19 protein-coding genes are annotated in these 24,584 nt (G+C 67.0%); all 19 read left to right on the plus strand.

The features are described 5' to 3' along the window. Positions 1 to 13 precede the first annotated feature (13 nt). Positions 14 to 1,159 carry an NAD-dependent epimerase/dehydratase family protein gene (locus ASD43_RS14505; protein ID WP_056419962.1) on the plus strand — a complete coding sequence of 382 codons (1,146 nt, stop codon included), beginning with the start codon at positions 14 to 16 and terminating at the stop codon, positions 1,157 to 1,159. Further along, complete coding sequence (locus ASD43_RS17340; protein WP_056419964.1) at positions 1,156 to 2,157, plus strand: glycosyltransferase family protein; 1,002 nt, start codon at positions 1,156 to 1,158, stop codon at positions 2,155 to 2,157. Before ASD43_RS14505 ends, ASD43_RS17340 begins: the two co-directional genes overlap by 4 nt. Next, positions 2,154 to 3,218, plus strand: coding sequence for a glycosyltransferase (locus ASD43_RS14515; RefSeq protein WP_056419967.1), 1,065 nt, complete (start codon positions 2,154 to 2,156; stop codon positions 3,216 to 3,218). The genes ASD43_RS17340 and ASD43_RS14515 overlap by 4 nt, the downstream gene beginning before the upstream one ends. After that, the gene (locus tag ASD43_RS14520) at positions 3,218 to 4,678 is read left to right on the plus strand and encodes a hypothetical protein (protein ID WP_056419969.1); all 1,461 of its coding nucleotides are present in this window, start codon (positions 3,218 to 3,220) and stop codon (positions 4,676 to 4,678) included. The genes ASD43_RS14515 and ASD43_RS14520 overlap by 1 nt, the downstream gene beginning before the upstream one ends. Continuing rightward, on the plus strand, positions 4,675 to 5,859 hold the full coding sequence (locus tag ASD43_RS14525) for a lipopolysaccharide biosynthesis protein (RefSeq protein ID WP_056419972.1): 1,185 nt from the start codon (positions 4,675 to 4,677) through the stop codon (positions 5,857 to 5,859). The genes ASD43_RS14520 and ASD43_RS14525 overlap by 4 nt, the downstream gene beginning before the upstream one ends. Beyond that, positions 5,856 to 6,881: a polysaccharide pyruvyl transferase family protein gene (locus tag ASD43_RS14530; protein WP_056419975.1), complete on the plus strand. Its 1,026-nt coding sequence runs from the start codon at positions 5,856 to 5,858 to the stop codon at positions 6,879 to 6,881. Before ASD43_RS14525 ends, ASD43_RS14530 begins: the two co-directional genes overlap by 4 nt. Before the next feature lie 8 nt (positions 6,882 to 6,889). Then, the gene (locus tag ASD43_RS14535; protein WP_056419978.1) at positions 6,890 to 8,347 is read left to right on the plus strand and encodes an MBOAT family O-acyltransferase; all 1,458 of its coding nucleotides are present in this window, start codon (positions 6,890 to 6,892) and stop codon (positions 8,345 to 8,347) included. A gap of 10 nt (positions 8,348 to 8,357) precedes the next feature. Next, entirely contained in the window at positions 8,358 to 9,482 is a 1,125-nt protein-coding gene (locus tag ASD43_RS14540) for a hypothetical protein (protein WP_056419982.1), read from the plus strand. 68 nt (positions 9,483 to 9,550) lie between these two features. Beyond that, positions 9,551 to 11,332, plus strand: coding sequence for a DUF4012 domain-containing protein (locus ASD43_RS14545; protein WP_157551052.1), 1,782 nt, complete (start codon positions 9,551 to 9,553; stop codon positions 11,330 to 11,332). 96 nt (positions 11,333 to 11,428) lie between these two features. Continuing rightward, positions 11,429 to 12,934 (plus strand): sugar transferase, encoded by a 1,506-nt coding sequence (locus ASD43_RS14550; RefSeq protein WP_235564189.1) that lies wholly within the window; start codon positions 11,429 to 11,431, stop codon positions 12,932 to 12,934. A 78-nt stretch (positions 12,935 to 13,012) separates the two neighbouring features. Next, complete coding sequence (locus ASD43_RS17345; protein WP_162247506.1) at positions 13,013 to 13,516, plus strand: hypothetical protein; 504 nt, start codon at positions 13,013 to 13,015, stop codon at positions 13,514 to 13,516. A gap of 68 nt (positions 13,517 to 13,584) precedes the next feature. After that, positions 13,585 to 14,514 (plus strand): M23 family metallopeptidase, encoded by a 930-nt coding sequence (locus ASD43_RS14560; RefSeq protein WP_162247507.1) that lies wholly within the window; start codon positions 13,585 to 13,587, stop codon positions 14,512 to 14,514. Positions 14,515 to 14,612: 98 nt separating this feature from the next. Then, a complete protein-coding gene (locus ASD43_RS14565) occupies positions 14,613 to 14,825 on the plus strand; it encodes a hypothetical protein (protein ID WP_056419996.1) in 213 nt (70 codons plus the stop codon). Between the two features lie 363 nt (positions 14,826 to 15,188). Then, complete coding sequence (locus tag ASD43_RS14570; protein WP_056419999.1) at positions 15,189 to 20,900, plus strand: cutinase family protein; 5,712 nt, start codon at positions 15,189 to 15,191, stop codon at positions 20,898 to 20,900. A gap of 862 nt (positions 20,901 to 21,762) precedes the next feature. Next, a complete protein-coding gene (rpsJ, locus tag ASD43_RS14575; protein ID WP_030147986.1) occupies positions 21,763 to 22,071 on the plus strand; it encodes a 30S ribosomal protein S10 in 309 nt (102 codons plus the stop codon). Between the two features lie 8 nt (positions 22,072 to 22,079). Next, positions 22,080 to 22,739 carry a 50S ribosomal protein L3 gene (rplC, locus tag ASD43_RS14580; protein WP_045253844.1) on the plus strand — a complete coding sequence of 220 codons (660 nt, stop codon included), beginning with the start codon at positions 22,080 to 22,082 and terminating at the stop codon, positions 22,737 to 22,739. Positions 22,740 to 22,741: 2 nt separating this feature from the next. Continuing rightward, complete coding sequence (gene rplD, locus ASD43_RS14585) at positions 22,742 to 23,404, plus strand: 50S ribosomal protein L4 (RefSeq protein WP_045253843.1); 663 nt, start codon at positions 22,742 to 22,744, stop codon at positions 23,402 to 23,404. Continuing rightward, on the plus strand, positions 23,401 to 23,724 hold the full coding sequence (gene rplW, locus ASD43_RS14590) for a 50S ribosomal protein L23 (protein ID WP_017829206.1): 324 nt from the start codon (positions 23,401 to 23,403) through the stop codon (positions 23,722 to 23,724). The genes rplD and rplW overlap by 4 nt, the downstream gene beginning before the upstream one ends. 20 nt (positions 23,725 to 23,744) lie before the next feature. Continuing rightward, positions 23,745 to 24,584 (plus strand): 50S ribosomal protein L2, encoded by an 840-nt coding sequence (rplB, locus tag ASD43_RS14595; protein WP_045253842.1) that lies wholly within the window; start codon positions 23,745 to 23,747, stop codon positions 24,582 to 24,584.

Raw genomic sequence — 24,584 nt, forward strand, 5'->3', positions numbered from 1 at the left:
CGGAAGTATTGGTATGTCGCGAGTACTCATCACCGGTGGCGCCGGGTTCATCGGGTCGCGGCTGGCGGTCAGCCTCCACGAGCGTGGCGATGAGGTCATCGTGCTCGACACCTTGAGCGAGCAGGTCCACGGCCCCGACCCCGAGACCACGTCGGCCACCTATCCCGTCGCCGCGAAGGTGGCGACGGTGATCCGGGGATCGGTCACCGACAGAGACGACGTGAAGCGCGCGCTGAACGGTGTGGACGTCGTCGTCCATTTCGCGGCGGAGACCGGTACGGGTCAGTCGATGTACGAGATCGAGCGCTACGTCGACGCGAACATCCGGGGCACCGCCGTGCTGCTCGAGGCGATCGCCGAGTCGGACCACCCGGTGCGCCGTGTCGTCGTCGCGTCGTCGCGTTCGGTCTACGGTGAGGGCGCCTACGAAGACGCGACCGGCGCGGTCCGATACCCGGAGCACCGCCCCGACGAGCAGCTGTCGCGGGGTGTGTTCGACGTCGTCGGTGATGACGGTGAGCCGCTGACGTGCATCGCCACGGGCGAGGAGTCGGTTCTGCATCCGTCGTCGATCTACGGCATCACGAAGCAGGTTCAGGAGCAGCTGGTTCTGACCGCGGCGCGATCGCAGGGCATCGAGGCCGTCTCCCTCCGGTTCCAGAACGTCTACGGGCCGGGGCAGTCGCTCACCAACCCGTACACGGGGATCCTGTCGATCTTCACCTCGCTTCTGCTCGCGGGGCGGCAGATCAACGTGTTCGAAGACGGCGAGGAGTCGCGCGACTTCGTCTTCATCGACGACGTCGTGGCGGCGACGGTCGCTGCGATCGACAGCGACACCGCGGACGGGCAGGCGATCAACGTCGGGTCGGGTGAGCCGACCACCGTCCTGCGCGTCCTGCAGCTGTTGGGAGCGGCGTACGCCGTCGAACCCGACCACTACGTGAGCGGCGACTACCGTCTCGGCGACATCCGCCACAACTACGCCGACCTCCGCAAGGCAGAGCGGCTGCTCGGATTCGCGCCGCAGCTCTCGGTGGAGGAAGGGATCCGGCGTTTCGCCGAGTGGGCTCGAGATGAACAGACCGATGCGGACGCGTACAAGGGGTCTCTCGGAGAGCTCCAGGATCGCGGCCTTCTCCGTTCAGTGAACTCGTGAGGCTCGCGTTCATCACGCCCTCGTTCTTCGGGTACGAGGAATCGATCGCCCAGGCCTTTCGCGACCGCGGGGTCCAGGTGGACCGGTTCGACGAGCGGCCGAGCAACTCCGCCGTCTCGCGCGCTGTCCTGCGCGTGGCTCCGAAGCTCGCGGCACGACGTGTGCGTGCGCACTTCGACGACATCGTGCGACAGATGAGCGAGCACCGATACGATGCGCTGCTCATCATCAAGGGCGAGAACCTGCCTCCGTACGTGCTCCGTGCCTTCTCCGAGCGCAACCCGAACGCCGTGCGGATCTTCTACACGTTCGATTCCCTCGCGAACAGCGGTCGATGCGTCGACCTGTTCCCTGATCTCGATGTGCGGTACTCCTTCGACCGCGGCGATGTGGCGGCGCGGGACGACCTGCGGTACAAGTCGCTGTTCTTCGCCAGGGAGTTCGCGGAGGTCAGGGGCCGGGAGCGGGCATTCGACGCATCGTTCGTCGGCACCCTGCATTCGGATCGATACAGCTTCTACCACGGCGTGGTCCGAAGCCTTCGCCCTGAGCGCTGCTTCGCGTTCTTCTACTCCCCGGCGAGATGGTATTTCGCACTCCAGCGCGTGTTCGACCGCCGGATGCGCGGTATCGCCGCCCGCGAGGTCAGCGTCGACAAGATGCCGCGGTCGCGCGTCGCCGAGGTGTTCGGGTCCTCGCGAGCCGTCGTGGACTATCAACGCCCCGGTCAGGACGGACTCACCATGCGGACCTTCGAGGCCCTGGGCAGCGGCGCCGCGCTGATCACCGCGAACCGCGCCATCCTCGACGAGAGCTTCTACGACCCCGCGCGCATCCTCGTGGTTCCCCGCGATGCGGACTCGATCGACGGCGACGCCGTCCGAGAATGGGTCTCGACCCTCGACGACGAGTGGTCCGCGGAAGGCTTCGACCAGTACGGCATCGACGCGTGGGTCGGCGAGTTCCTCCGCGACGTGACCCCGGGGGGCGACGTATGAGGATCGTCATCGATGCGCTCGGCGCACCCGCGGAGTCCGGGGGTATGCGTGTGCACGCCGAGGAGCTCATCCGCACGTGGACCGAGGTGTTCCCCGCGGACGAGCTCATCGTCCTCGGGTACAGCTGGCTCGAGGACTCCTTCCGCGGTGTCGAGGGCGTGGAGGTCGTCACGGCGAAGGGCAAGGCGGCGCGGTACACCGGGCAGATCTTCTGGACCGCGCAGGTCTTCCGCCGCCGGCATGCCGACGCGCTCCTCTCGCTCTCGACGATCGTGAGTCCCCTCGTCCCCTCCGACCGCACGGCGTGCTTCATCCACGACTGGCGGCACAGGCTGAACCCGGCCGAGTTCGGCCGTGCGCAGCGTCTGTACCGTCGCCTGTGGCAGCTGTCGATCCGCCGTGCCGGCACGACCTTCGCCATCTCGGAGAAGACGCGGCGGGAGACGGAGAGGTTCGCTCGGCCGGCTCGCCTCGTGGTGGCCGAGAACGGCGACGATCACGCACGCAGATGGGGCGTCGAGCGAATCGTCGATGAGGGGACTCCCACGATCCTCACCTTCGGCCATTTCGCCAGCAAGCGGCCGGAGCTCGTGATCGACGCGGTGTCGGTGCTGAGACGGCGCGGTGAGGATCACCGGTTGGTGGTCCTCGGAGCCAAGGGCGACTATCGCGAGGAGCTCCGAGCGAAGGCCGAGGTCGCATCGGTCTCGGATCTCGTGGAGTTCCCCGGTTTCGTCACGGACGACACCCTCCATCGGTCGGTGAGCTCGGCATCCGTCCTCGCACTCGTGTCCAGCGACGAGGGATACGGCATGCCGGTGGTCGAGGGAGCGTACTTCGGAGTGCCCACCGTTGTCACCGCGGACAGCGGCCTCGTCGAGATCCACGGAGACCGGGTCGTTCCGGCCGAGGCGACCGGAGAGTCGGTCGCTAGCGCGATCCTCAGGGCGCGGGAGTCCGGAGCGGAACGGGGAGCGGATGCGCACCCGTGGTCCGACACGGTCCGCACCGTACGGGACTCGCTGCGCGCACGCGCGCGGACGAAGGTGCGAGGCGAGTGATGGCTGCACGGGGGGAGTCGGTCGCTTCGCGACGGGGCGCGGGGTTCATCGGGGAACTCGGCTGGGTGCCGACCGTGATGCTCGTGTCCGCGGCGCTCGTGCTGGTGTCCCTCGCGTTCCCCGCCGTGGCGGAAGGGCACGGGCCGTGGATCGAGGGCGTCCGCAACGTCGTGCTCTGCGTGTCCCTGGTCGGCACCGCCACCGCCTCGTACGTCGCGTGGCCGAATCGGTGGAACATCCCGGCGCACCTCCAGCTGGCCTTCTCGATTCCCGCGTACGTGGTTCCCGTGTTCGGGCTCGACTGGCTCGAACTGCCGTCGCCGGGCGTATCCGCGCTGTACTTCCGCCTCGTCGCCCTGGGCTTCGTCGCGATGACGGCGGGTGTGCTCGTCGGAAGGCTCCTCGCGTCGCGGTTCGTGCGCGATCGTGGCCCGGTCGTCCGCATCCAGCGCGTGCTGCACGACGCCGAGGACCGGGTGCGGCAGCGGGTGCTCCTGGTGGTCACGGCGTGCGTGGTGATCCTCCTCGTGTGCTTCCTCGTGATGGGGTTCACACCCGCCCTGGCCGCCGATCCGAACGCGGCGAAGTTCTTCAAGGGCGTGTATCACGAGCCATACCAGGTCGTGTCCATCCCGTACCGGCTCACCACCACGGTGATCCCGCTGCTGATGCCCCTCGTCGCGGTGTACGCGTGGAAGCGTCGACGGAGCGTCTACTGGATCGTGCTGCTGGCCGTCTCCGTCGGTGTGATGCTCCTCTCGCTCCTGCGAGAGCCGGCGATCAGCGGGCTGCTGCTCGCCCTCGGAATCCTCATCGCGTTCTATCGCCGCTTCCGGATCCTCTACGCCGTCGTGCTCGTCGCCGCGTATGTGGCAGGCAGTGCGATGTACGCGGTTCTCGCCCTCCTCGGGGTCAAGCAGTACCAGTCGATGGTCCGATCGCCCGAGAGCCTGCTGACGGGCATCGCGTCCGGAGCGCCCGACATCAAGGACCAGCTGGCCTTCCTGAACGCGTGGCTGCCCGGACACGAACTGACGCTCGGCCGGACGTTCCTCGGGGGACTGCTTCCCGGGAACAACCCCTGGAACCCGTCGGTGTGGGCTCTGCAGACGCTCAATCCGAACACGCCGATCGAGGACATCCGATCGGGTGGACTGCGGCTGCCCCCGTCCGTCTGGGGATATGTGAGCTTCGACTGGGTGGGCGCCGCGATGGTGCCGCTCCTCTCCGGCGTCGTCCTCGGAGCCATGTCGTTGATCGCCGCCCGCGCGGTGAACGGGATCGGACTCGAGCAGGCGGCCATGCTGATGCTCGTCTACGTCGCCGCGATCGACGTGTTCCCGGTGTTCTACCGATTGAGCTACCTGTCGGTTCTCGCCCTGATCGTCGTGCTGCTGCTGCTCGTCCCATGGCGCCGCATCCGGTCTCGATCGCGTCCCGCTGAACAGCCGGCGCCATGAAACGACTTCTCAGGCTCGGCGCCCCCACCGTGGGCACGGTCCTTCTCCGTCTGGCCCAGCTGACGGTGCTGCTCGCGTTCGCCAGGCTCACCGAGGGGGAGACGCAGCACTTCCTGGTGACGGGGTTCGGGGTGCTCGCGTCCTTCGCGATCATCAGCGACGCGGGCGGCGCTCCCTTTCTTCTGAGTCTGCGTCCGGAGCGGCACAGTCTGCAGACGTTCGGTCGCGTGCTCGCGCTGCAGGGAGGGTTCGCGCTTCTCGGGCCCGTGGCCTTCTTCGGGTTCGCGATCCTGATCGCCCCGGACGGCATCGCGACACCGCATTTCTTCGTCCTGATCGCCCTCTCTCTGGCGCAGGCCTTCGACACCATGGCGAGGACGGCGAAGTCTCCGTGGCTCGTGCAGCGCCGAGACCACCTCTTCGCCTTCCCCGACATCCTCAACGGCCTGTGCAAGATGGCCCTGGTCGGTCTCGCGCTCCTGGTCGGGAGCGTCGATCTCGTCGCAGCGGTGATGCTCGTCTCGGCGATCGCCTTCATCGGCACGTTCCTCGTGGTGCGTCGCGGTCTCCCGGGGCAGACGGAGCGAGAGCCGAAGCTCGCGCGTCGTGTGCTCGAGATCGGCGTCACAGGCATGCTGAGCAGCGCCTACTCCCAGACGCCCATGCTCTTCGCCGCGGGGATGCTGCCTCTCGAGGTCTCCGCGGTGTTCGCGGTGACATACCGGATCGTCCAGGCGCTGGAGCTGCTCCCCGCCACCGCGACGGTCCAGCTCATCCCCCGATTCCGCTCGCTGGATGCACGCAGGGTCTGGATGCTGTTCACCGGTGTCGGTGTGATCCTCGCCGTCGTGCTCATCCTGGCGTGGCCGATCGTCACCGAGGTGTTCACGATCGAGGTGCCCCTGGAATACCTCGTGCCCATCGCTCTCGCCTTCGCCCTGAAGTGCGGCAACTACTCGGTGGTGGCCTATCTGCTCAGCTCCGAGAAAGTACGTCAGAGACTCGTCGTCACCGTCCTGACGGGTATCTTCGCGGTCATACTCGTTCCGTCGCTCATCCTGGCCGCCGGACCTCGAGGACTCGCGCTCTCCGCGCCGATCATCGAGGTCGTGTTCCTCGCCACCACCATCATCATCCTTCGCACCACGATGCGACCCCTACGCCGAAAGGGATCCGAGTGAGGATTCTCGTCATCAGCTCCGACCGCACCTCGGAGCTGAACCGCCCCGTCAACCTGGGCGATGCCATGCTGACCGACGCCCTCGTCGCCTCACTGCGAGCGAAGGGGCACGACGCCATCGCCGCCGACTTCGGCGACTCGGCACGCACGGGGGGAGAGGCGCGTCTGAGACTGTCCGGAGTGGGCGCTCTCCTGCGCGCTCTGCGCGACGTCGACGCCCTCGTGATCGGCGGAGGCACCCTGCTGCAGGACGACGCCCGCGAGATCCCGGGCGGCTGGGGCGGCCTTCCGCGGCTCTGCGCTGCCAGCAGCGTCCTCGCTCGTCTGACCCGGACCAAGGTGGCGTTCTACGGCGTCGGATGCGATCCCGTCGAGAGGGCGGGAGCACGGACTCTGCTGCGCCTCGCGGTCAGGGGAGTGCCGGTGTGGGTGCGCGACACGCGCAGCGCCGCCCGCGTCCGCGAGACGCTGAAGGGGACGGCGATGCTCGGAGCGGATGCCAGCCTGCTGATGGGATTCGATCCTCGCGGACAGGCCGCGGATGATGCGCCCGTCGTGGTCGCGCTCAACGGAGAGCATGCGCGCCACCTGACTGCCGGCCAGGTGGAGGCGCTGAAGCGGCCGGGGCGTCGTCTGGTCTTCCTGAACATGTCGCAGGGCGGTTCGTTCCTGGACGCGGACTCCCTCTCCGTCGAGGCCAGGGCGGCGTTCGACGAGGTGACAGAGCCCATGGGCTGGGACGAGGCGTTCCGATTGATCCGCTCGGCGGAATCGGTCTGGGGGTCGAGGATGCACGCGCTGTACGCGGCGATGCTCAGCGGCGTCCCGATGGTCGCCCTGTCGGCGCTCCCCAAGGTCGTCACCTTCGCGGAGGACTTCGGAATCGCGCGAGTCACCGAGACGTCCGAGATCGGGGACGTGCATCCGACCCTGGCGGACACGGCTGCTCTCGACGCTGCCGTCGTGACGGCGGACCGCACGCTCGACGACCTGCTCGTCGGTTTCGTCGGCACGGGGCGGTAACGACGCGAATGGTCTTCTCCAGCCCGACTTTCCTCTTCCTGTTCCTGCCCCTCACGATGCTGGGGTATCACCTGCTCCCCGTGCGCGGACGGTCGCGCAACTGGTGGCTGCTCGCCATGAGCATCGTCTTCTACTACTGGGGAGCGGGCAGCGCGATCGGCGCGATCCTCTGGGTGTCGATCTTCAGTTTCGGCGCGGCCTGGGCGATGTGGCGCTACGCGCGTCGGCGTCATGCGACCGGCCGTGCCCCTCTGGCACGCGTGCCGCTGGCCGTGGCCCTGGCGATCGTGCTGGTCCCGCTCGTGCTGTTCAAGTACCTCCCGCAGCTGGCCATCCAGGGGGTGCCGGGGGCCGTCCACATCGCCGCGCTGACGGGGGCGGAATCCTGGATCCTCCCCCTCGGCGTCTCCTTCTTCACGTTCCACGGGATCTCCTACGTCATCGACTCGTACCGGAACGGTGCCCCTCTGACCCGGTCCTTTCCGGCGTACCTCCTCTACCTCTTCGTCTTCCCGCACCAGATCGCCGGACCGATCGTGCGATATGCGGAGATCAAGGACGAGGTGGAATCGTCGCGGACGATCACCGCGAGTCGGTTCGGCTACGGGGCGACCAGGTTCGCCTGGGGGCTCGCGAAGAAGGTGCTCATCGCGGACAGCGCAGGTCAGCTCGCGAACGCCATGTTCGACAGCGCCGCGTTCTCCGGCCAGCTCTCGATGCCCACTGCGTGGATCGGGGCCGTCGCCTACGCCGTCCAGATCTACTTCGACTTCAGCGGATACTCCGACATGGCCATCGGATTGGCCGCGATGTTCGGCTTCCACTTCCCCGAGAACTTCCGCAGCCCGTACACGTCGCACTCCGTGAGCGAGTTCTGGCGGCGCTGGCACATCACCCTCACCCGATGGTTCCGCGATTACGTGTACATCCCGATGGGTGGAAACCGCAAGGGCCGACTGGTCGAGTACGGCGCGCTGCTGACGGTGTTCACGCTGACATCCATCTGGCACGGGGCGCTGGCCGGGTTCCTCCTGTGGGGTGGGCTGCAGGCCGCGGCGATGCTGTTCGAACGGGCGACGGGTCTGCGCGATTCCCGACGATTCCTGGTCGCACGGCGCATTCTCACGGCGTTCTTCGTGATCCTCGCCTGGGTGCCCTTCCGGACGACCGAACTCGATGCGACGGGGCGGATCTGGAGAGCCATGTTCACCGGCCCGACGGACTTCATTGCGCCTCAGCTCATCACGGCGATCACCCCGTTCACGCTGGCGGCGCTGCTCATCGGCCTCCTCGCGTTCTTCACCACCTCGAAGAACACCGCATTCGAGATCCTCTTCCGTCCTTCGCTGCGCGATCAGACCGTCTCCGCGGTGCGCGGATGGGTGATCGCCGCTCCTCTCTTCGTGGTGACCATCGCGATGGTGCTCCTGAGCGATTTCAGCCCGTTCCTCTACTTCCAGTTCTAAGGAGAGCCCCATGCTCACGACCTGGCTGCGGCGCAGGGCCGTACCCGTCGCCGCGGTGGGCGGAAGCCTGCTGCTTCTCTCCCTGTGGCTGGTTCCCGGCGACGTCGCCGGGAGCCAGAACCGCGCCGAGGTCGAGTTCCCGGCCGTCTCGCCCCAGGCGCTCACCGAGGCGGAGACATTCGCCCACGTCGACCGCGCTCTGAGAGATCGGCTCGGCGCGCAGGTGCCGGTCGTCCACGTCGCCGGCGCGGTGTCGAACGACGTCGGGATGAGCCCGAACAGCACGACCTGGCTCGGTGAGGGGCGCGAACCCTTCTTCGCGGTCGACTTCATCTACCCGTGCCGAGGGAATCCGGCGCGGATCGACGCGGTGCATCAGCAGCTCCAGGACGACACCGCCGCCGTGGAGGGCAACGGCGCCTACATCGTCTACACCCTGGCGCCGGACAAGTCGTCGATCCGGGACGAGGAGCTCGGAGTGCTGCGCGACTCCCTCCTGAACTGCTCCGATCGCGTCCGCTCGGCCTTCACCGGCTGGGGCGAGGCTCAGGACTTCCCGCTGATCACGCTCTGGGACCGTCTCGAGCACGCCGACTCGTCGAGGCAGGGGCGCGACGACGGCGCGTACTACTTCGGTGACAGCCACTGGAACGCCGATGGCGCCGCCGTGTGGACGAGGGCGCTGCTGGAGAGGCTCGTCGACGACGGCGTGGTCTCCAGCTCCGTGCTGTCCGACCTCGACGAGACCACCACGGCTCCGGGGGAGGTCGTGATCCCGGACCTCTTCCGCAACATGGGGCTGACCGAGACCGTGGAACGCGTCGAGAAGCTCTACGAGCGTCCGGGAGTGACGACCACGACCGACACCGTGGTGAACTCCGAGGGGACGACGCTCACCCACACGTCGTCCACATCCACGGAGGCGGAACTCGTCCCGGGCAAGACCCTGATCCTGGGGGATTCCTTCCTGCGCACCCACGCCGCCACGCAGCTCGCTCCGTTCTTCGCCGACGTCACCTTCGGCTCGCTGGCCGATTACGAGGATGTCGCGGACTACGACAACGTCATCGTGGAGCGCGTGCAGCGCAACGCCGTGGAGCCGGGATGGCCTGACTTCGCCGGAGTGATCGGCTGACTCCGGCGAGGCGATGCTCCGGGATGCTGCTCAGCGGCGTGTCAGGTGCCCCCCGGTAGGATCGCAGCGTGACCCCTACGTCTCGACGAGCAGCGCGTGAAGCTGCGCAGAAGCAGCAAGCCGATCGCGACGCCGCGGTGCGTGACACGCACGCCGGAGAGAAGAAGCCGCGACGGCGGGGCGCGCGCATCGCCTGGCTCATCGTGGCGATCGTCGTCATCGTGCTGCTCGGCATCGCCTGCTGGGTGGCTTTCAAGGCCCTCGCCGTGAAGAACGGGCTCGAGGAGAGCCAGCAGCTCATCGGCGAGCTGCAGAACGGTGCCGACCCCAAGGAGACCGTCCAGAAGATCTCCGAGCCGGCGAGGAGCGCCGCAGCGGCGGCGTCGGATCCGGTGTGGGCCGCAGTGGAGTGGGTGCCCGTCGCCGGCGAGAACCTGCGTGGCGTTCGTCTCGCGGCCCAATCGGTCGACGTGCTGATCAATGACATCGCGATGCCGGTGCTGTCCGCCGACGCGGCCAGCGGATCGCTCATCACCCAGATCCTCGACGTCGCGAAGGGGCAGGCGCCTCGGATCGGGCAGCTCGCCGACGAGATCGCCGAGGTGCAGAAGTCGACGGCTCTGGTCGGACCGGTGCGCAGCGGAGTCGACCAGGTGGCCGAGGTCATGGACGGGGTGGCACCCGCCGTCGACCTGCTTCCCACTCTCCTCGGTGCGGACGGTCCGCGTAACTATCTGCTCGTCTTCCAGAACAATGCGGAGTCGCTCGCATTGGGAGGCAGTGCCGCCTCGCAGACCCTGATCCACGTGGACAACGGCGCGATCACGATGGGAGCGCAGGGCAGCAGCCTCAGCTATCAGAACGGCGTGGCCGTCGACGTCCCCGTCGACCAGAGCGCCATCGATCTCTACTCCAGCTTCCTGGTCGATCACGTGAACACGAGCATGAGTCGGCCCGACTTCCCGACCGCCGCGAAGATCATGCGCGCGTGGTGGCAGCGCGACATCGGCGCCGACCAGATCGACGGCGTGATCTCCATCGACCCGCTCGCGCTCTCTCGGATCCTCGTCGCGACAGGACCGATCGAGCTCGTGACCGGCGACACCCTGTCGTCGGAGAACGCCGTGTCCCTCCTCCTCAACGAGGTGTACAAGCGCTGGGACAGCTACAAGTACCCGGAACTGGTCGACGGGTTCTTCGCGGCGGCCGCAGGTGCCGTCTTCGACCGGGTCGCTTCGGGGCAGTTCGACCTCAAGAACATGGCGACCGCGCTGACCGAGAGCGCCGCGCAGGGGAGCATCCTCGTCTGGAGCGAAGACGAGAAGGTGGAGGAGGCGATCCGCGGCGAGCGAGTCAGCGGCGTCCTCCCGACCGAGAACGATGAGGAGACCACCCTCGGGGTCTACTTCAACAACAGCAACGGATCGAAGATCGACTACTACACCCGCACGGCCATCACCGTGGCCGAGACGTGCGAGGCGGATTCGACGACCTTCTCGGTGAACGCCGCGCTCGCGCTGCCGATCACTCAGGAGGAGGCCGACGCGCTGCCGCGGTACATCCAGAGCATGACCTTCGGGACGACCTTCCGCGACTGGATCTACATCTACGGCCCGCCCGGGACGACCGTGTCGAACGTGGAGGTGAACGGCGAGCGCATCGACATCCTGTCGCACGGGATCGACGACCTCGGCCGGCCGACCGCGCGATTCGAGGCGTGGTTCACGCCGGGCCAGCGGGTGGACGTGACCGCGGCCTTCACGGGCTCGGGGACCTTCGGGCCCGTCGCGGTGCAGACGAACCCGATGATCAACTCCGTCGAGCCGGGCATCACCGATTCCTGCAACTGATATGCCGATGTTCCCGAAGTCACAGTGACTGGAGTAAACTGACTGCCGATTCAGTGAATTCGCTGGGAGGTCAGCGGTTCGCGCCGGAGGGACAGGGTGGTCGACATAGCTGTGGATGCGGTACCGAGGCAGTCGAAGGGCCGAACGTCGTCGGACTCTCGGCAGCAGCCGCACAAGCGCAGGCGCGGTGAGTGGCCCCGTCGATACGCCAGCCGGCTGTTCTACAGCGATGTCCTGGTCCTGGCCCTCACCCTCGTCTCCGCCTGGCTCCTCTCGCGTCCGAGCATGACGGTGGCCGTGTCCTGGCCGAACGGACCCCGGATCAGTTACGTCATCGTTCTCGCGATCATCGGGGCGGCCTGGCTCGTCGGACTCGACGCGATCGACACGCGAGATCACCACATCGTGGGCCACGGCATCCTCGAGTACCGCCGCATCGCCGACGCGACCATCGCCGTCTTCGCCTTCACCGTCGCGGTCGCCTTCTTCCTCGGCATGGAGATCTCGCGGCTGCTGCTCGCGCTGATCTTCCCGGTCGGTCTCGTCCTCCTGCTCGCCTCTCGGTGGATCTGGCGGCAGTGGCTGCGCAGACGGCAGCGCAAGGACGAGTACACCCATCGCGCCGTCATCATCGGGGAGCGGAGCAAGGTCAAGCACGTCGCGCAGCAGATCCGGCGCAGCAAGGACAGCGGGTACACCATCGTCGGCGTCATCACCGACGGCGTCCCCTCCGAGGGAATGCCTCAGCTCGAGGTTCTCGGCGACATCCGCAGCGCCGACAAGGCGCTCGATGCGGCGAACATCGATGCCCTCATCATCGTGGGATCCGACGACATGGATCCGGAGACGATGCGCCGGCTCGGCTACGCGGTCGCGGACCGTGACATCCAGATGATCATGGCACCCGCGCTCACCGACGTCGCCGGCCCCCGACTGCACTCGCGTCCCGTCGCGGGCCTGCCGCTCGTGCACGTGGACTTCCCGCGCATGGAGGGCGCCCACCGCTTCCTCAAGAGGGTGTTCGATCTCGTGGGCTCCGTGCTCCTGCTCGCGCTGTTCTCGCCGGTCTTCCTCGTCACGGCGATCGCGATCAAGATCGACGGCCCCGGTCGGATCTTCTACCACCAGGAACGCATCGGTCGCGGCGGCAGGACATTCGGCATGCGCAAGTTCCGCTCGATGGTCGCCAACGCGGACGACCAGCTGGCCAGCCTTCTCGACCTGCAGGGTTCGAGCGAGACCCCGCTGTTCAAAGTGGCCGACGACCCCCGCATCACGAAGATCGGGCGATTCCTGCGCAAGCACTCCATCGACGAGCTCCCGCAGCTGATCAACGTGTTCCGTGGCGAGATGAGCCTCGTCGGGCCCCGTCCGCAGCGTGCCGCGGAGGTCGCTCTGTACGACGACATCGCGCTGCGCCGTCTCGCGGTCAAGCCGGGTATGAGCGGTCTCTGGCAGGTGAGCGGTCGTTCCACGCTGTCGTGGGAGGAGACGATCCGTCTCGACCTCTACTACGTCGAGAACTGGTCGCTCACGCAGGATGTCGTGATCCTCTTCCGCACGATCCGTGCTGTCGTCGCTCCCGGAGCCAGCGCGCACTGACGGGGATTCCGAACGAATCCCGGCGACTGACCGGGCGCTAACGGCGTGCGAGCCATCGCTCTGGGTACATTCAAGATCATGAGATCCCCCCTTGCGACGCGTCTCGCTGCGAGTGCTCTGGCCATCGTCGTGCTCGGAGGAGCCTCGGGGTGCGCTGCGGACCCCGGTGCATCGAACCCCGTTCCCACGTCGACGGCCACGTCGGCTCCCGATCCGACGCCGACCACCGAGGCGCCGACGGCTGAGCCCACTCCGGAGCCGACCGCGTCACCCGCTCCGGAGTTCGGAGCCTTCACCTTCGAGCAGCTCGCGCAGATCTGCATCGACGCGACCGTCTCCAGCTACGCTCCCGACGTCGTCTTCGACACCCCGAACACCCGCATCGAGCAGCGGATCGTCACTCCGGAATGGCTCGTCATCGTGCCCGCCGCGACGATGGGCTACCAGGGCCAGTCCGTCTGCACGATCGGCGGAACACCTGCCGAGCATCAGCTCGAGCTCGGCTCGGGATCCATCGAGCAGCTGCCCGAAGAGCAGATCCAGAACCTGATCCGCGGCGAGAACGAGGGGGGCGATCGCTAGTGTGCGAGCCGGGGGACTCCGAGCCCTCGACGCCGCACAGCGCTCAGCCGTTCTTCTCACGCCGAGCGATGCTGATCGGAGCCGGGGCGGCACTCGGTGCGGCAGCGATCGGGTGGGACTTCGTCTCGCCCTCCCTCTCCGCGACGGCAGCCGGCACCTATGCGCGGCCGTGCGGCGATGTCCGGATCTCCAGCACCTGGCAGGACCACAGGAACCGGAATCCGCCGTCGGGCGAGCCCGGCACCGACTACGCCGTCCCGATCGGCACGCCGGTGCGCGCAGCCGCGAACGGGGTCATCGTCGATCGCAAGGACACGACCACCACGGCGACGGGCAGATATCTCGCTCTCCGCGCCGACGACGGTAACTACATCCGCTATCTGCACCTGCGCTCCAGTGCGGTCCTTCCCGGCACGAGGGTCGTCCGCGGACAGATCATCGCGGAGTCCGGAGCCTCCGGGTTCGGCAGCGAAGGCGGCTACGGATCCCACGTCCACGTCTCCCTGTGGATCGGCGGCACGCCGCTCCAGCTGGGCTTCACCAACTCAGTCGACTTCGAGAACTACGTCCAACCGGAGGATCCTGTGCCCACCCACCAATCCACGACCTACGCCTGGAACGGCATCCTCCCTCTCGCGACCTGGACGCCCATCCCCGTCTCCGCGAACTTCTTCTCTCTGGCGGAGAGCAGTTCTCTGGCGAAGGAGACCGGGGACCTCAACATCTACATCCATGCCGCCGGGGTGACGAAGGGATTCCAGATCCGTGTGATCGCGGAGTCGCTCAACGGATCCGGCGCCGTCGTGGAGACCGCGGTCCAGCCGCCTCTCGAGATCCCCGCGACCGCGGACACCGGGCCGAACACGCCCACCTTCGGTGTGTACACCCTTCCGTACTTCCTCTCGGGGCGACTGCGTCTGTACTCGCAGATCCGCGCGCTCAACGCGGGCATCAAGGTGCAGCGGGTGACGGTCAAGAAGAACTACTGGCTCTCGTAGCCCGGATCGCCGAACGCCTTCCACCGCGCACCCGTTCCGTGCAGAATGTACGTGCGTCGGGCATCCGTCGCAGGTGATCTCACACAAGGGGGCCCGCAATGGGTATCGAGGAAACGGTCAACAAGGGCAAGGACCTGTACGAGCAGAACAAGGACAAGATCGCCGAGGCGGTCAAGAGCGAGCAGGCGGAGGACGTCAGCGACAAGGTCCTCGACGGCGTCGCCGACTTCGCCAAGAAGATCGCGCCGGGCGCGGCCGACAAGATCGATGAGATCCGCGACGCCGCCGACAAGGCCGTCGGCAACGAGTAGAGCTCTCGAATACACGAGCGGCGGCTCCCCCTCCAGGGGGAGCCGCCGCTCTTCGTAGGGGATCAGGCCTCGCGAAATGTTCGGATGAATGCTTGTCGTCCAGGTGAGATTGGCCCTATCGTGTCGACTAGCGCAGAGCAGGTCGACATTTGGGCATCTGAAAGCCGCTCGATCAGGGGACAGCAACGCGCACAGCACTACCGCCTCGCACCCGATGGGAAGGGTTCGAGACATAGCGATCGTCGAGCGTGCCCGTACGCCGGTGACCGCTGATCGTCGACCCGACATCGCCACAGGAGCCTCGTGCGCACTCAGAACTCGTCTTCGCCTCGAACCGAGCGCGTGCGCCGGACACGACCGCGCGTGCGCGATCGTGTCCGGCGACTCTCCCTCGCTCTGGTGACCTGCCTGTCTCTGATCGCGGGTTCTCTGGTGGCCTCGCCCGCGTACGCTGCCGACCTTCCGTTCACTGCAGCGCCCGCGCCGATGATCACCGGTTCCGCCGTCGTGGGGTCGACGCTGACGACGATGGCCGGCGACTGGCAGCCGGCCCCGGCGACTCTCACCTATCAATGGAAGCGCGGAGCCGCGATCATCCCGGGCGCGACCGCGAGCACGTACGTACTGGTCGCCGCAGATGCCGGCGCCGCGATCACGGTCGTCGTCACCGCTGCCAAGCCGGGGTACGTCAACGCGACGAAATCCAGTGCCGCTGCCGCCGTGGGGGCGGCGTTCGCTTCCGCTCCTGCTCCTACCGTGTCGGGCACGCTTGCCGTCGGGTCGACGCTCACCGCCGCCCCGGGCGTGTGGGCGCCCTCGCCCACGACTCTCACGTACCAGTGGTCTCGTGCCGGCATCCCGATCAGCGGGGCGACCGCGCAGACCTACGGGCTCACCGCGGCGGACGCAGGGAAGCAGATCACCGTGACGGTTCGCGCCTCGCGCAGCGGCAACGGCACGTCGACGCGCACCAGCGCCCCCGCCGCAGTCCCATCGATCTTCACGACTGCGCCCGTGCCCACGATCTCCGGAACAGCGAAGGTCGGTTCCACGCTGACGGCTGCGGCCGGGGCATGGGCGCCGGCTCCCGCATCCATCGGCTATCAATGGCTGCGAGCAGGCTCGCCGATCGCGGGAGCCACGGCGAGCACGTACAAACTGGTCGCCGCCGACGCGGGAGCCGGCATCACGGTGCGCACGACCGCCGCACGCCCCGGGTTCACGAGCGTCACGAAGACCAGTGCCGTGAAGGCTATAGCCACGCTCGAGTTCACGCTGGCGCCGGTGCCGACGATCACCGGCACCGCAGCAGTGGGGTCGACGGTGACGGCGACTCTCGGCACCTGGACTCCTGCCCCCACGACGGTCACGTACCAGTGGAAGCGGGGCGGATCACCGATCTCCGGAGCCGCCTCTGCCGCCTACAAGCTCACGGCGGCGGACGCCGGAAAGAGCCTCACCGTGTCGGTGACGGCGATCGCAGCCGGCTACACGCCGACGACACGCACGAGTGCCGCCAAGAGCATCCCGTTGATCTTCACGACCGCACCGACACCGACGATCTCGGGCACAGGCTCCGTCGGGTCGATCCTGAAGGCTGCGGCCGGCACCTGGGCGCCGGTGCCGACGACGCTGACGTATCAGTGGAAGCGAAACGGAGCGGCGATCGCGGGAGCGACAGCGACGAGCTACAGGGTGATCTCCGCGGATGCCGGGGCGAACATCACGGTGACGGTCACCGCCTCCAAGAGTGGGTACTCGAACGGCGCGACCACGAGCGCGGCGAAGGGGATCGCAACGCTTCCTTTCGCCACAGCACCGCTCCCCACGGTCTCCGGTACGCCCGCCGTCGGGTCGACCCTGAAGGCTGCGGCCGGCACCTGGGCGCCGGCTCCCTCGTCACTCACCTACCAGTGGAAGCGCAACGGCACAGCCATCGCGGGTGCGACGGCGAGCACCTACAAGCTGGTCGCGGCGGATGCCGGCGCCAAGATCACCGTGTCGACCATCGCCACCAGAGCGACGTACACGACGACCACGAAGACGAGCGCCGTCGTGACCGTCGAGTCGATCTTCACGACCGCGCCGGCGCCGACCGTGTCCGGCACGCCCAAGGTCGGATCGACCTTGACCGCAGGGGCCGGTGCGTGGTCGCCCGCGCCGACGACGCTCTCGTATCAGTGGATGCGCGGCGGCACTGCGATCGTCGGGGCGACCTCATCTACCTACCGGCTCGTCGCCGCGGATGCCGGGGCGACGATCACCGTGACCGTCACGGGGAAGAGAACCGGATTCACGACCGTGACGAAGGCGAGCGCCGGAGTGGTGATCGTCGTGGACACCACGACGATCCACATCACGAGCGATATCGCCACGACGACGACCTGGGCGCCCTCGCAGCCGACGGTCTACATCCTTGACGATGCAGTCACCGTCAAGCGAGGAGTGACCCTGACGATCGGCGGCAAGGCGACGATCAAGTCCCGGTATTCGATCACGGTCGCCGGATCCTTGGTGGTCGACGGCACGTCTGCGGTGCCCGTGGTCTTCACCTCTGCGACGGATGACTTCTTCGGGGGCGACACGAACGGCGACGGGTCGAGCACGACGCCGTACCTCGGTGAGTGGTACGGGATCAGTGCGATCGACGACGGGTCGGTCAGCCTGACGCAGGCCCGTGTGCTCTTCGGCTCGGGTGTCTCGGGTCAGGGGAGCTCGCTGAAGGTGTCGGCTTCGGTCGTCGACGGGGGGATATCGGGCACTGTCGGCTCAGGCCCCGTCACGGTCTCGGGAAGCACCGTGCGTGACGGGTCCGTCGACGTCCACCGCCCGGCGGGCTCGGCGCGCGCCTTTGCGGTCTCCGTGACGGACAACACCGTGCAGAGGGGAGCGGTGCACGTGTCCTCGGAGAATCTGAGCGGAACCGCGCCCGCGATCAAGGTCTCGGGCAACACCATCTCGGGCTTCGACTCAGAGGACTTCGCGCTGTCGGTGCGAGATGAGAAGCTGCGTCCGTCAAACTTGACCGGCAATACGGTCACGGGCAATCGAGTGAACGCGTTTGCGGTGACGGGCACCCTGGTCGAGAACTGGACGGTGCCCGTGTCGGGCCCGCCGATGGTGATCGACCAAGGAGGGCCGTGGGGCGGGGGCCTGGTGATTCCCGCCGGCGTCACCATGACGGTGCCGGCCGGGGTCGTCGTGAAAGCCGTACGCGCGACGATCGCCGTCGAAGGGACGTTCGCGGTGAACGGCACGGCTGCGTCACCGGGGGTGGTCACGTCGTTCGCGGACGACTCGTTCGGAGGCGACACGAACGGTGACGGCGATGCCACCACACCGCGTGCGTCCGAGTGGGCCGGTATCCACGCGAGCAACGTCGGCTCGATCAGTCTGACGCAGGCGAGGATCCTCTTCGGATCGGGGGTGTCGGGTCACGGCGCCGCGGCGAGCGTGGTCTCGTCGATCATCGACGGTGAACTCGACGCGGCCGTCGGCACGAGCGCGGTGACGCTGTCGGGTAACACGGTCCGCGGTGGCTCGATCACGGCGTCCAGGGCATCCGGCTCGGCGTATGCGTTCGGCCTGACTGTGACGGGCAACACCGTCCAGGGTGGTGCGGTGACGGTGTCGTCTGACAACGCGAGCGGCGCAGCCCCGGCGATCAAAGTCTCGGGCAACGCGATCTCGGGGCTCGAGACCGAAACTTTCCCGGTACGGGTGAGGGACGTCAAGCTGCGCCCGTCGAATCTCGTCGACAACACGATCACAGGAAACAGGGTCGATGTGCTGGCGCTCGCGGGGACCCTCGTCGAGAACTGGACGGTTCCGGCGACCGGCGCGCAGATCGTGATCGACGATCGAAATGAGTGGGGTGGAAGTTTCCTCGTCGCCGCGGGCGTGACGATGACGGTGCCCGCCGGCGTCGCGATCAAGATCGCCGACCTGCACATCTCGTGGGCGGACTACAGTGCGGGGATCTCCGTTGCAGGGACGCTGAAGGTGAACGGCACCGCACAATCACCCGTCACCTTCACTCCGCTCGAGGACGATACCGTCGGTGGCGACACGAACGGCGACGGCGACGACACCGCTCCCCGCCCGTCTCAGTGGTACGGCATCAACGTGATCGATGGCGGCCAGGCCACGCTCACGCAGGCGCGGGTGCTGTATGCCGGAGGCGTGTCGGGCCTCGGCAATGGGTTGAGCGTGACGTCGTCGATCATCGACGGGGGGATCGACGCCGGTGTCGGCAACAGCGCCGTCACCGTGACGGGCAACACCGTTCGAGGAGGCTCTATCACCGTGACCCGCGCCGCAGGTTCCGACCACGCCTTCGGGGTCTCGGTCATGAACAACACCGTGCAGGGCGGAGCGGTGGATGTTCTCTCCGACAACGACAGCACGACGGCACCGGCGATCAGGGTTTCGGGAAACGCGATCTCGGGGTACCAGGGGGACGGTTTTCCGCTGCGGGTCACCGATGTCAGGCTGCGCCCGTCGAACCTCGGCGGAAACACGATCACGGGCAACAGGATCAACGTGTTCGCCGTGTCGGGCACCCTCGTCGAGAACTGGACCGTTCCGACCACAGGCGCCCCGATCGTGATCGACGACCGCAACCAGTGGCGCGGCGGGCTCGTCGTCGATGAGGGCGTGACGATGACGGTTCCGGCGGGCGTCGTGATCAAAGTGGCGAACTTCTACGCCTCGTGGTCGAACTACAACGCCGGTCTATGGGTGTACGGATCGTTGAAGGTGAACGGAACCTCGGCCGCTCCGGTGATCGTCACGACGCTGACCGACGATACGGTCGGCGGGGATACCAACGCTGACGGCGACGATACGGCGCCCTACCCCACGGAATGGCAGGGTATCGACGTCTCCACTGGCGGATCACTGATCTCGACGTTCTTCACGCTTCGCTATGCGCAGTATGGGATAGCCGCGGCGGGCGGTTCGACCGTCGAGCTCGACGCCACCACGATCGAGAAGACCGAGGGCACGTGCCTCTCCGTCGCCGGCGGAGGCTTCTTCCACGGCGAGGTGCGCGACTGCGCGACCGGTGTATGGGCCCAGAGCTATTTCGACGCGCGCGATGTGCAGTGGGGCGGTGATTTCGGCCCGGGCGTCGACGGGAACCCCGCGATCGCGGGTCAGGTCGAGGTGTTCCCGTGGGTCGGTACGGTCGTGCCTGCCGTGATCGAGAACATCCCCGCACCGGCTCCGCTCCCCGCCTGCAAGAAATATCTCCTGATCGGATTGAGGGGATCGGGGGAGTCGCCGGTACCGTTCGGAGGCACCATCTCGTCGCTCTTCGGCACGCTCGAGACCGGACTGAAGGCGGATGAGCGGGAACGCCTTCAGGAAGCTGCCGACGAAGGGGAGGTGGTGCAGACGGAGATCGATGTCGTCGAGAAGAAGGCCATCGACTACCCGGCCACAGCCGTACCCATCGCAGCCGGGCAGGGATTTGTCCAGAGCGTGAAGGACTTCGCGAGCTACCCGGGAAGCGTATGGCAAGGTGCCGCGATGCTCGTGCGGCAGCTCGAGGCAGCGGTCGACCAGTGCGGCGGAAGCGGTCAGAAGATCGTTCTGGCCGGGTACTCCCAGGGCGCGTGGGCTCTCCACGCCGCTCTGCAGTTCCTCGGAGCCATCGACTCTCCGCTGCTCGAATCCGTCGAGGCGGTCGGCCTCGTGGCCGACCCTCTACGCACACCCACGCTCGCGTTCACCAACCTCGGCTCCGCGGCTTCTTCCGGGCAGGGGATCGCGACATTCGCGCTCGGAGCCCTTGGCGCCACGTTCTTCGGCTTCATGACGAAGAGCCTGAAGGGCGCGTACGCGGGATACGAGGCAGGTCAGCACGTGGCAGCCATGGGCTACCCGGCGGATCTCGTGTCCGCGACCATCCAGGTGTGCGACGAGCGCGATCTGGTCTGCGATGTCGACCACTACATCAACCCGTTCCATTGGGGTGAGGCCTCCAACGGCACGGCTATCCACGGTTCTTATGACGACGGCGGAATGGAGGAGCTCGACCAGCTCTCCGACGCGCTCCGAGAGAGGTTCTGATCGGCGTGACCTGACCGAAGAGCGGCGGCTCCCCTCGGGGAGCCGCCGCTCTTCGCGAATCGGGACCAAGTATTCCGCGTGGTGGTATCGCGTTTCAGAGCGTCGTTCGATTACACTGAATCCTGATCGCCTGGGGAACTTGCGATCAGGGATGTCGAAGGGGTTCGACGTTCCGACTTCACGCGGCTTACCGCGTCAAACTGGGGATAACGATTTTGGGGATCATCGTGCGACGTGCGCACTCTGTGCGCTCTGACGTCATCCCGCCTGCGCGGCGGTCTCATCGCCGCGCCCTCGGTCGAGGATTCCGACGTCCCTTCACGTCGGTGTCCTCGCGTTCGGTGTGCCCCCTCGCACTGAACGCCCTCCCCAAGCGGGGCGAGGCATGGGGATGCCTCGCCCCGCTCTCCTCAGCGCGCTGAGGAGGCCGTCGGCGGTGTCGATCAGAGGCGCCGGACCGACGGCTGGGCGCGCCCTCAGCAGATGCACAGCGACCGCGACACGCCCGGGTTTGCACAAGTGAAATCGGCCGTGGCAGAATAGACAGGTTCGACATTCCGGCGCGCTCAGCGTGTACCGGATCACCATCACGGCAGTGCATAGGCGGCGCGGAAGCGCAGGGACCTAGGCCGCGGGTGGCAGGACGGCCCCGACACTCCCTCCACGACGGCTCCGCCGTGTGCGGCGGGTGGGGCACATCCGCTCGCTGCGAGGCGTGCGGGATGACAGCAGAACAGTGGTGCAGCAGATCGGTTCGTGAGAGTCGTTCGAGTGCCGAGGCGCGAACAGCGCCGACGTGCGTCCAATGCCCCAGGGTCATCCGGCCCAGGACGGTAAGACGCTTAAAGAGAGTGAGCAGACAATGGCGGGACAGAAAATCCGCATTCGCCTGAAGTCGTATGACCACGAGGTCATCGACTCGTCGGCACGCAAGATCGTCGACACCGTGACCCGTGCGGGCGCGACCGTCGTCGGCCCCGTGCCGCTTCCGACCGAGAAGAACGTCGTGTGCGTCATCCGGTCGCCCCACAAGTACAAGGACAGCCGCGAGCACTTCGAGATGCGCACCCACAAGCGTCTGATCGACATCGTCGACCCGACGCCCAAGGCCGTCGACTCGCTGATGCGTCTCGACCTGCCCGCCGATGTCAACATCGAGATCAAGCTCTGAGGTCCGCCATGGTTGACATCAACTCCAAGATTTCCAAGGGCATGCTGGGCACGAAGCTCGGTATGACCCAGGTGTGGAACGAGAACGGCAAGCTCGTTCCCGTCACCGTCATCGAGCTCGCCGCGAACGTGGTCACGCAGATCCGTACCCCCGAGAAGGACGGCTACAACGCCGTGCAGATCGCCTACGGTCAGATCGACCCGCGCAAGGTGAACAAGCCCCTGACCGCCCACTTCGAGGCTGCAGGCGTCACGCCTCGCCGTCACGTCACCGAGATCCGCACCGCGGATGCCGCTGACTACTCGCTGGGCCAGGAGCTCACCGTCGACGGAACCTTCGAAGCAGGCCAGCTCGTCGACGTCGTCGGCACGAGCAAGGGCAAGGGCTTCGCCGGTGTCATGAAGCGTCACAACTTCAAGGGCGTCTCGGCGTCGCACGGTTCGCACCGCAACCACCGCAAGCCCGGCTCGATCGGCGCATCGTCGACCCCGAGCCGCGTCTTCAAGGGAATGCGCATGGCCGGCCGTATGGGTGGCGAGCGCGTGACCGTCCTCAACCTCACGGTGCACGCCGTCGACATCGAGAAGGGTCTGCTGCTCGTCAAGGGCGCCGTCCCCGGTGCTCGTGGCCGCATCGTCTACGTCCGCAACGCAGTGAAGGGTGCCTGATCATGGCTGACTCCACTCTCGCGCTTGACGTCCTCAAGGCAGACGGCAAGAAGGCTGGCTCGATCGAGCTTCCCGCCGAACTGTTCGACGCCAAGACGAACATCCCGCTCATCCACCAGGTCGTCGTCGCGCAGCTCGCGGCGGCTCGCCAGGGAACCCACTCGACCAAGCGTCGTGGTGAGGTCTCGGGTGCCGGCCGCAAGCCCTTCAAGCAGAAGGGCACGGGTAACGCCCGTCAGGGCTCCATCCGCGCGCCGCACATGACCGGTGGTGGAATCGTGCACGGCCCCAAGCCGCGCGACTACTCCCAGCGCACCCCCAAGAAGATGATCGCCGCCGCCCTCCGTGGTGCACTGAGCGATCGCTTCCGCGGGGACCGCATCCACGCCATCGAGTCCTTCGGCATCGACGGCACTCCTTCGACCAAGACCGCGGTGAACTTCCTCACCAACGTCGTCTCGTCGAAGAACGTGCTCGTCGTGATCGAGCGCAACGATGACGTGACGCTGAAGAGCATCCGCAACCTGTCGAACCTGCACGTGCTGACGTTCGACCAGCTCAACGCCTACGACGTGCTCGTCTCCGACGACATCGTCTTCACCCAGGCCGCGCTCGAGGGCTTCATCGCCTCGAAGTCCGGCGCCAACCAGGAGGTCTCCGCATGAGCGAGCAGGCATCTGTTCTCCAGACGGCCCTGAACAAGGACCCGCGCGACATCATCCTGAAGCCGGTCGTGTCCGAGAAGAGCTACGGGCTCATCGACGAGGGTAAGTACACCTTCCTCGTCGACCCGCGCGCTTCGAAGACCGAGATCAAGCTCGCCATCGAGAAGATCTTCGGCGTCAAGGTCGCAGGGGTCAACACCCTCAACCGCGTCGGCAAGGCACGCCGCACCCGCTTCGGCACGGGCAAGCGCAAGGACACCAAGCGCGCCATCGTGACCCTGAAGTCGGGCACCATCGACATCTTCACGGCAATCGGCTGATCCGGGGGATAAGGACAATCATGGCTATTCGCAAGTACAAGCCCACGACCCCGGGCCGTCGCGGCTCGTCGGTGGCTGACTTCGCCGAGATCACTCGATCGACGCCGGAGAAGTCGCTGCTGCGCCCGCTCTCGAAGACCGGTGGTCGCAACAACCAGGGACGTATCACGACCCGTCACATCGGTGGTGGCCACAAGCGCCAGTACCGCGTCATCGACTTCCGTCGCAATGACAAGGACGGCGTGGACGCCAAGGTCGCTCACATCGAGTACGACCCCAACCGCACGGCACGCATCGCGCTGCTGCACTACTTCGACGGCGAGAAGCGCTACATCCTCGCGCCGGCGAAGCTGAAGCAGGGCGACGTCATCGAGTCGGGTGCAGGTGCCGACATCAAGCCGGGCAACAACCTCCCGCTGAAGAACATCCCGACGGGTACCGTCATCCACGCGATCGAGCTCCGTCCCGGTGGCGGCGCGAAGATGGCACGTTCGGCCGGTGCATCCGTCCGTCTCGTCGCCAAGGATGGCAACTTCGCCCAGCTGCGTCTGCCCTCGGGCGAGATCCGCAACGTCGATGCGCGCTGCCGCGCGACCATCGGCGAGGTCGGAAACGCCGAGCAGTCGAACATCAACTGGGGCAAGGCCGGCCGCATGCGCTGGAAGGGCGTCCGCCCGACCGTCCGTGGTGTCGCGATGAACCCGGTCGACCACCCGCACGGTGGTGGTGAGGGCAAGACGTCCGGTGGACGTCACCCCGTCTCCCCGTGGGGCCAGGCTGAGGGTCGCACCCGTCATGCCAACAAGGAAAGCGACAAGTACATCGTGCGTCGTCGTAACGCCGGCAAGAAGCGTAAGTAG

The sequence above is a fragment of the Microbacterium sp. Root553 genome (genome assembly GCF_001426995.1).
Lineage (GTDB): Bacteria > Actinomycetota > Actinomycetes > Actinomycetales > Microbacteriaceae > Microbacterium.

Coding starts and splice junctions, on each gene's coding strand:
- ASD43_RS14505 (WP_056419962.1), top strand. CDS start 14: ATGTCGCGAGTACTCATCACCGGTGGCGCCGGGTTCATCGGGTCGCGG.
- ASD43_RS14515 (WP_056419967.1), top strand. CDS start 2,154: ATGAGGATCGTCATCGATGCGCTCGGCGCACCCGCGGAGTCCGGGGGT.
- ASD43_RS14520 (WP_056419969.1), top strand. CDS start 3,218: ATGGCTGCACGGGGGGAGTCGGTCGCTTCGCGACGGGGCGCGGGGTTC.
- ASD43_RS14525 (WP_056419972.1), top strand. CDS start 4,675: ATGAAACGACTTCTCAGGCTCGGCGCCCCCACCGTGGGCACGGTCCTT.
- ASD43_RS14535 (WP_056419978.1), top strand. CDS start 6,890: ATGGTCTTCTCCAGCCCGACTTTCCTCTTCCTGTTCCTGCCCCTCACG.
- ASD43_RS14540 (WP_056419982.1), top strand. CDS start 8,358: ATGCTCACGACCTGGCTGCGGCGCAGGGCCGTACCCGTCGCCGCGGTG.
- ASD43_RS17345 (WP_162247506.1), top strand. CDS start 13,013: ATGAGATCCCCCCTTGCGACGCGTCTCGCTGCGAGTGCTCTGGCCATC.
- ASD43_RS14560 (WP_162247507.1), top strand. CDS start 13,585: ATGCTGATCGGAGCCGGGGCGGCACTCGGTGCGGCAGCGATCGGGTGG.
- ASD43_RS14565 (WP_056419996.1), top strand. CDS start 14,613: ATGGGTATCGAGGAAACGGTCAACAAGGGCAAGGACCTGTACGAGCAG.
- rpsJ (WP_030147986.1), top strand. CDS start 21,763: ATGGCGGGACAGAAAATCCGCATTCGCCTGAAGTCGTATGACCACGAG.
- rplC (WP_045253844.1), top strand. CDS start 22,080: ATGGTTGACATCAACTCCAAGATTTCCAAGGGCATGCTGGGCACGAAG.
- rplD (WP_045253843.1), top strand. CDS start 22,742: ATGGCTGACTCCACTCTCGCGCTTGACGTCCTCAAGGCAGACGGCAAG.
- rplW (WP_017829206.1), top strand. CDS start 23,401: ATGAGCGAGCAGGCATCTGTTCTCCAGACGGCCCTGAACAAGGACCCG.
- rplB (WP_045253842.1), top strand. CDS start 23,745: ATGGCTATTCGCAAGTACAAGCCCACGACCCCGGGCCGTCGCGGCTCG.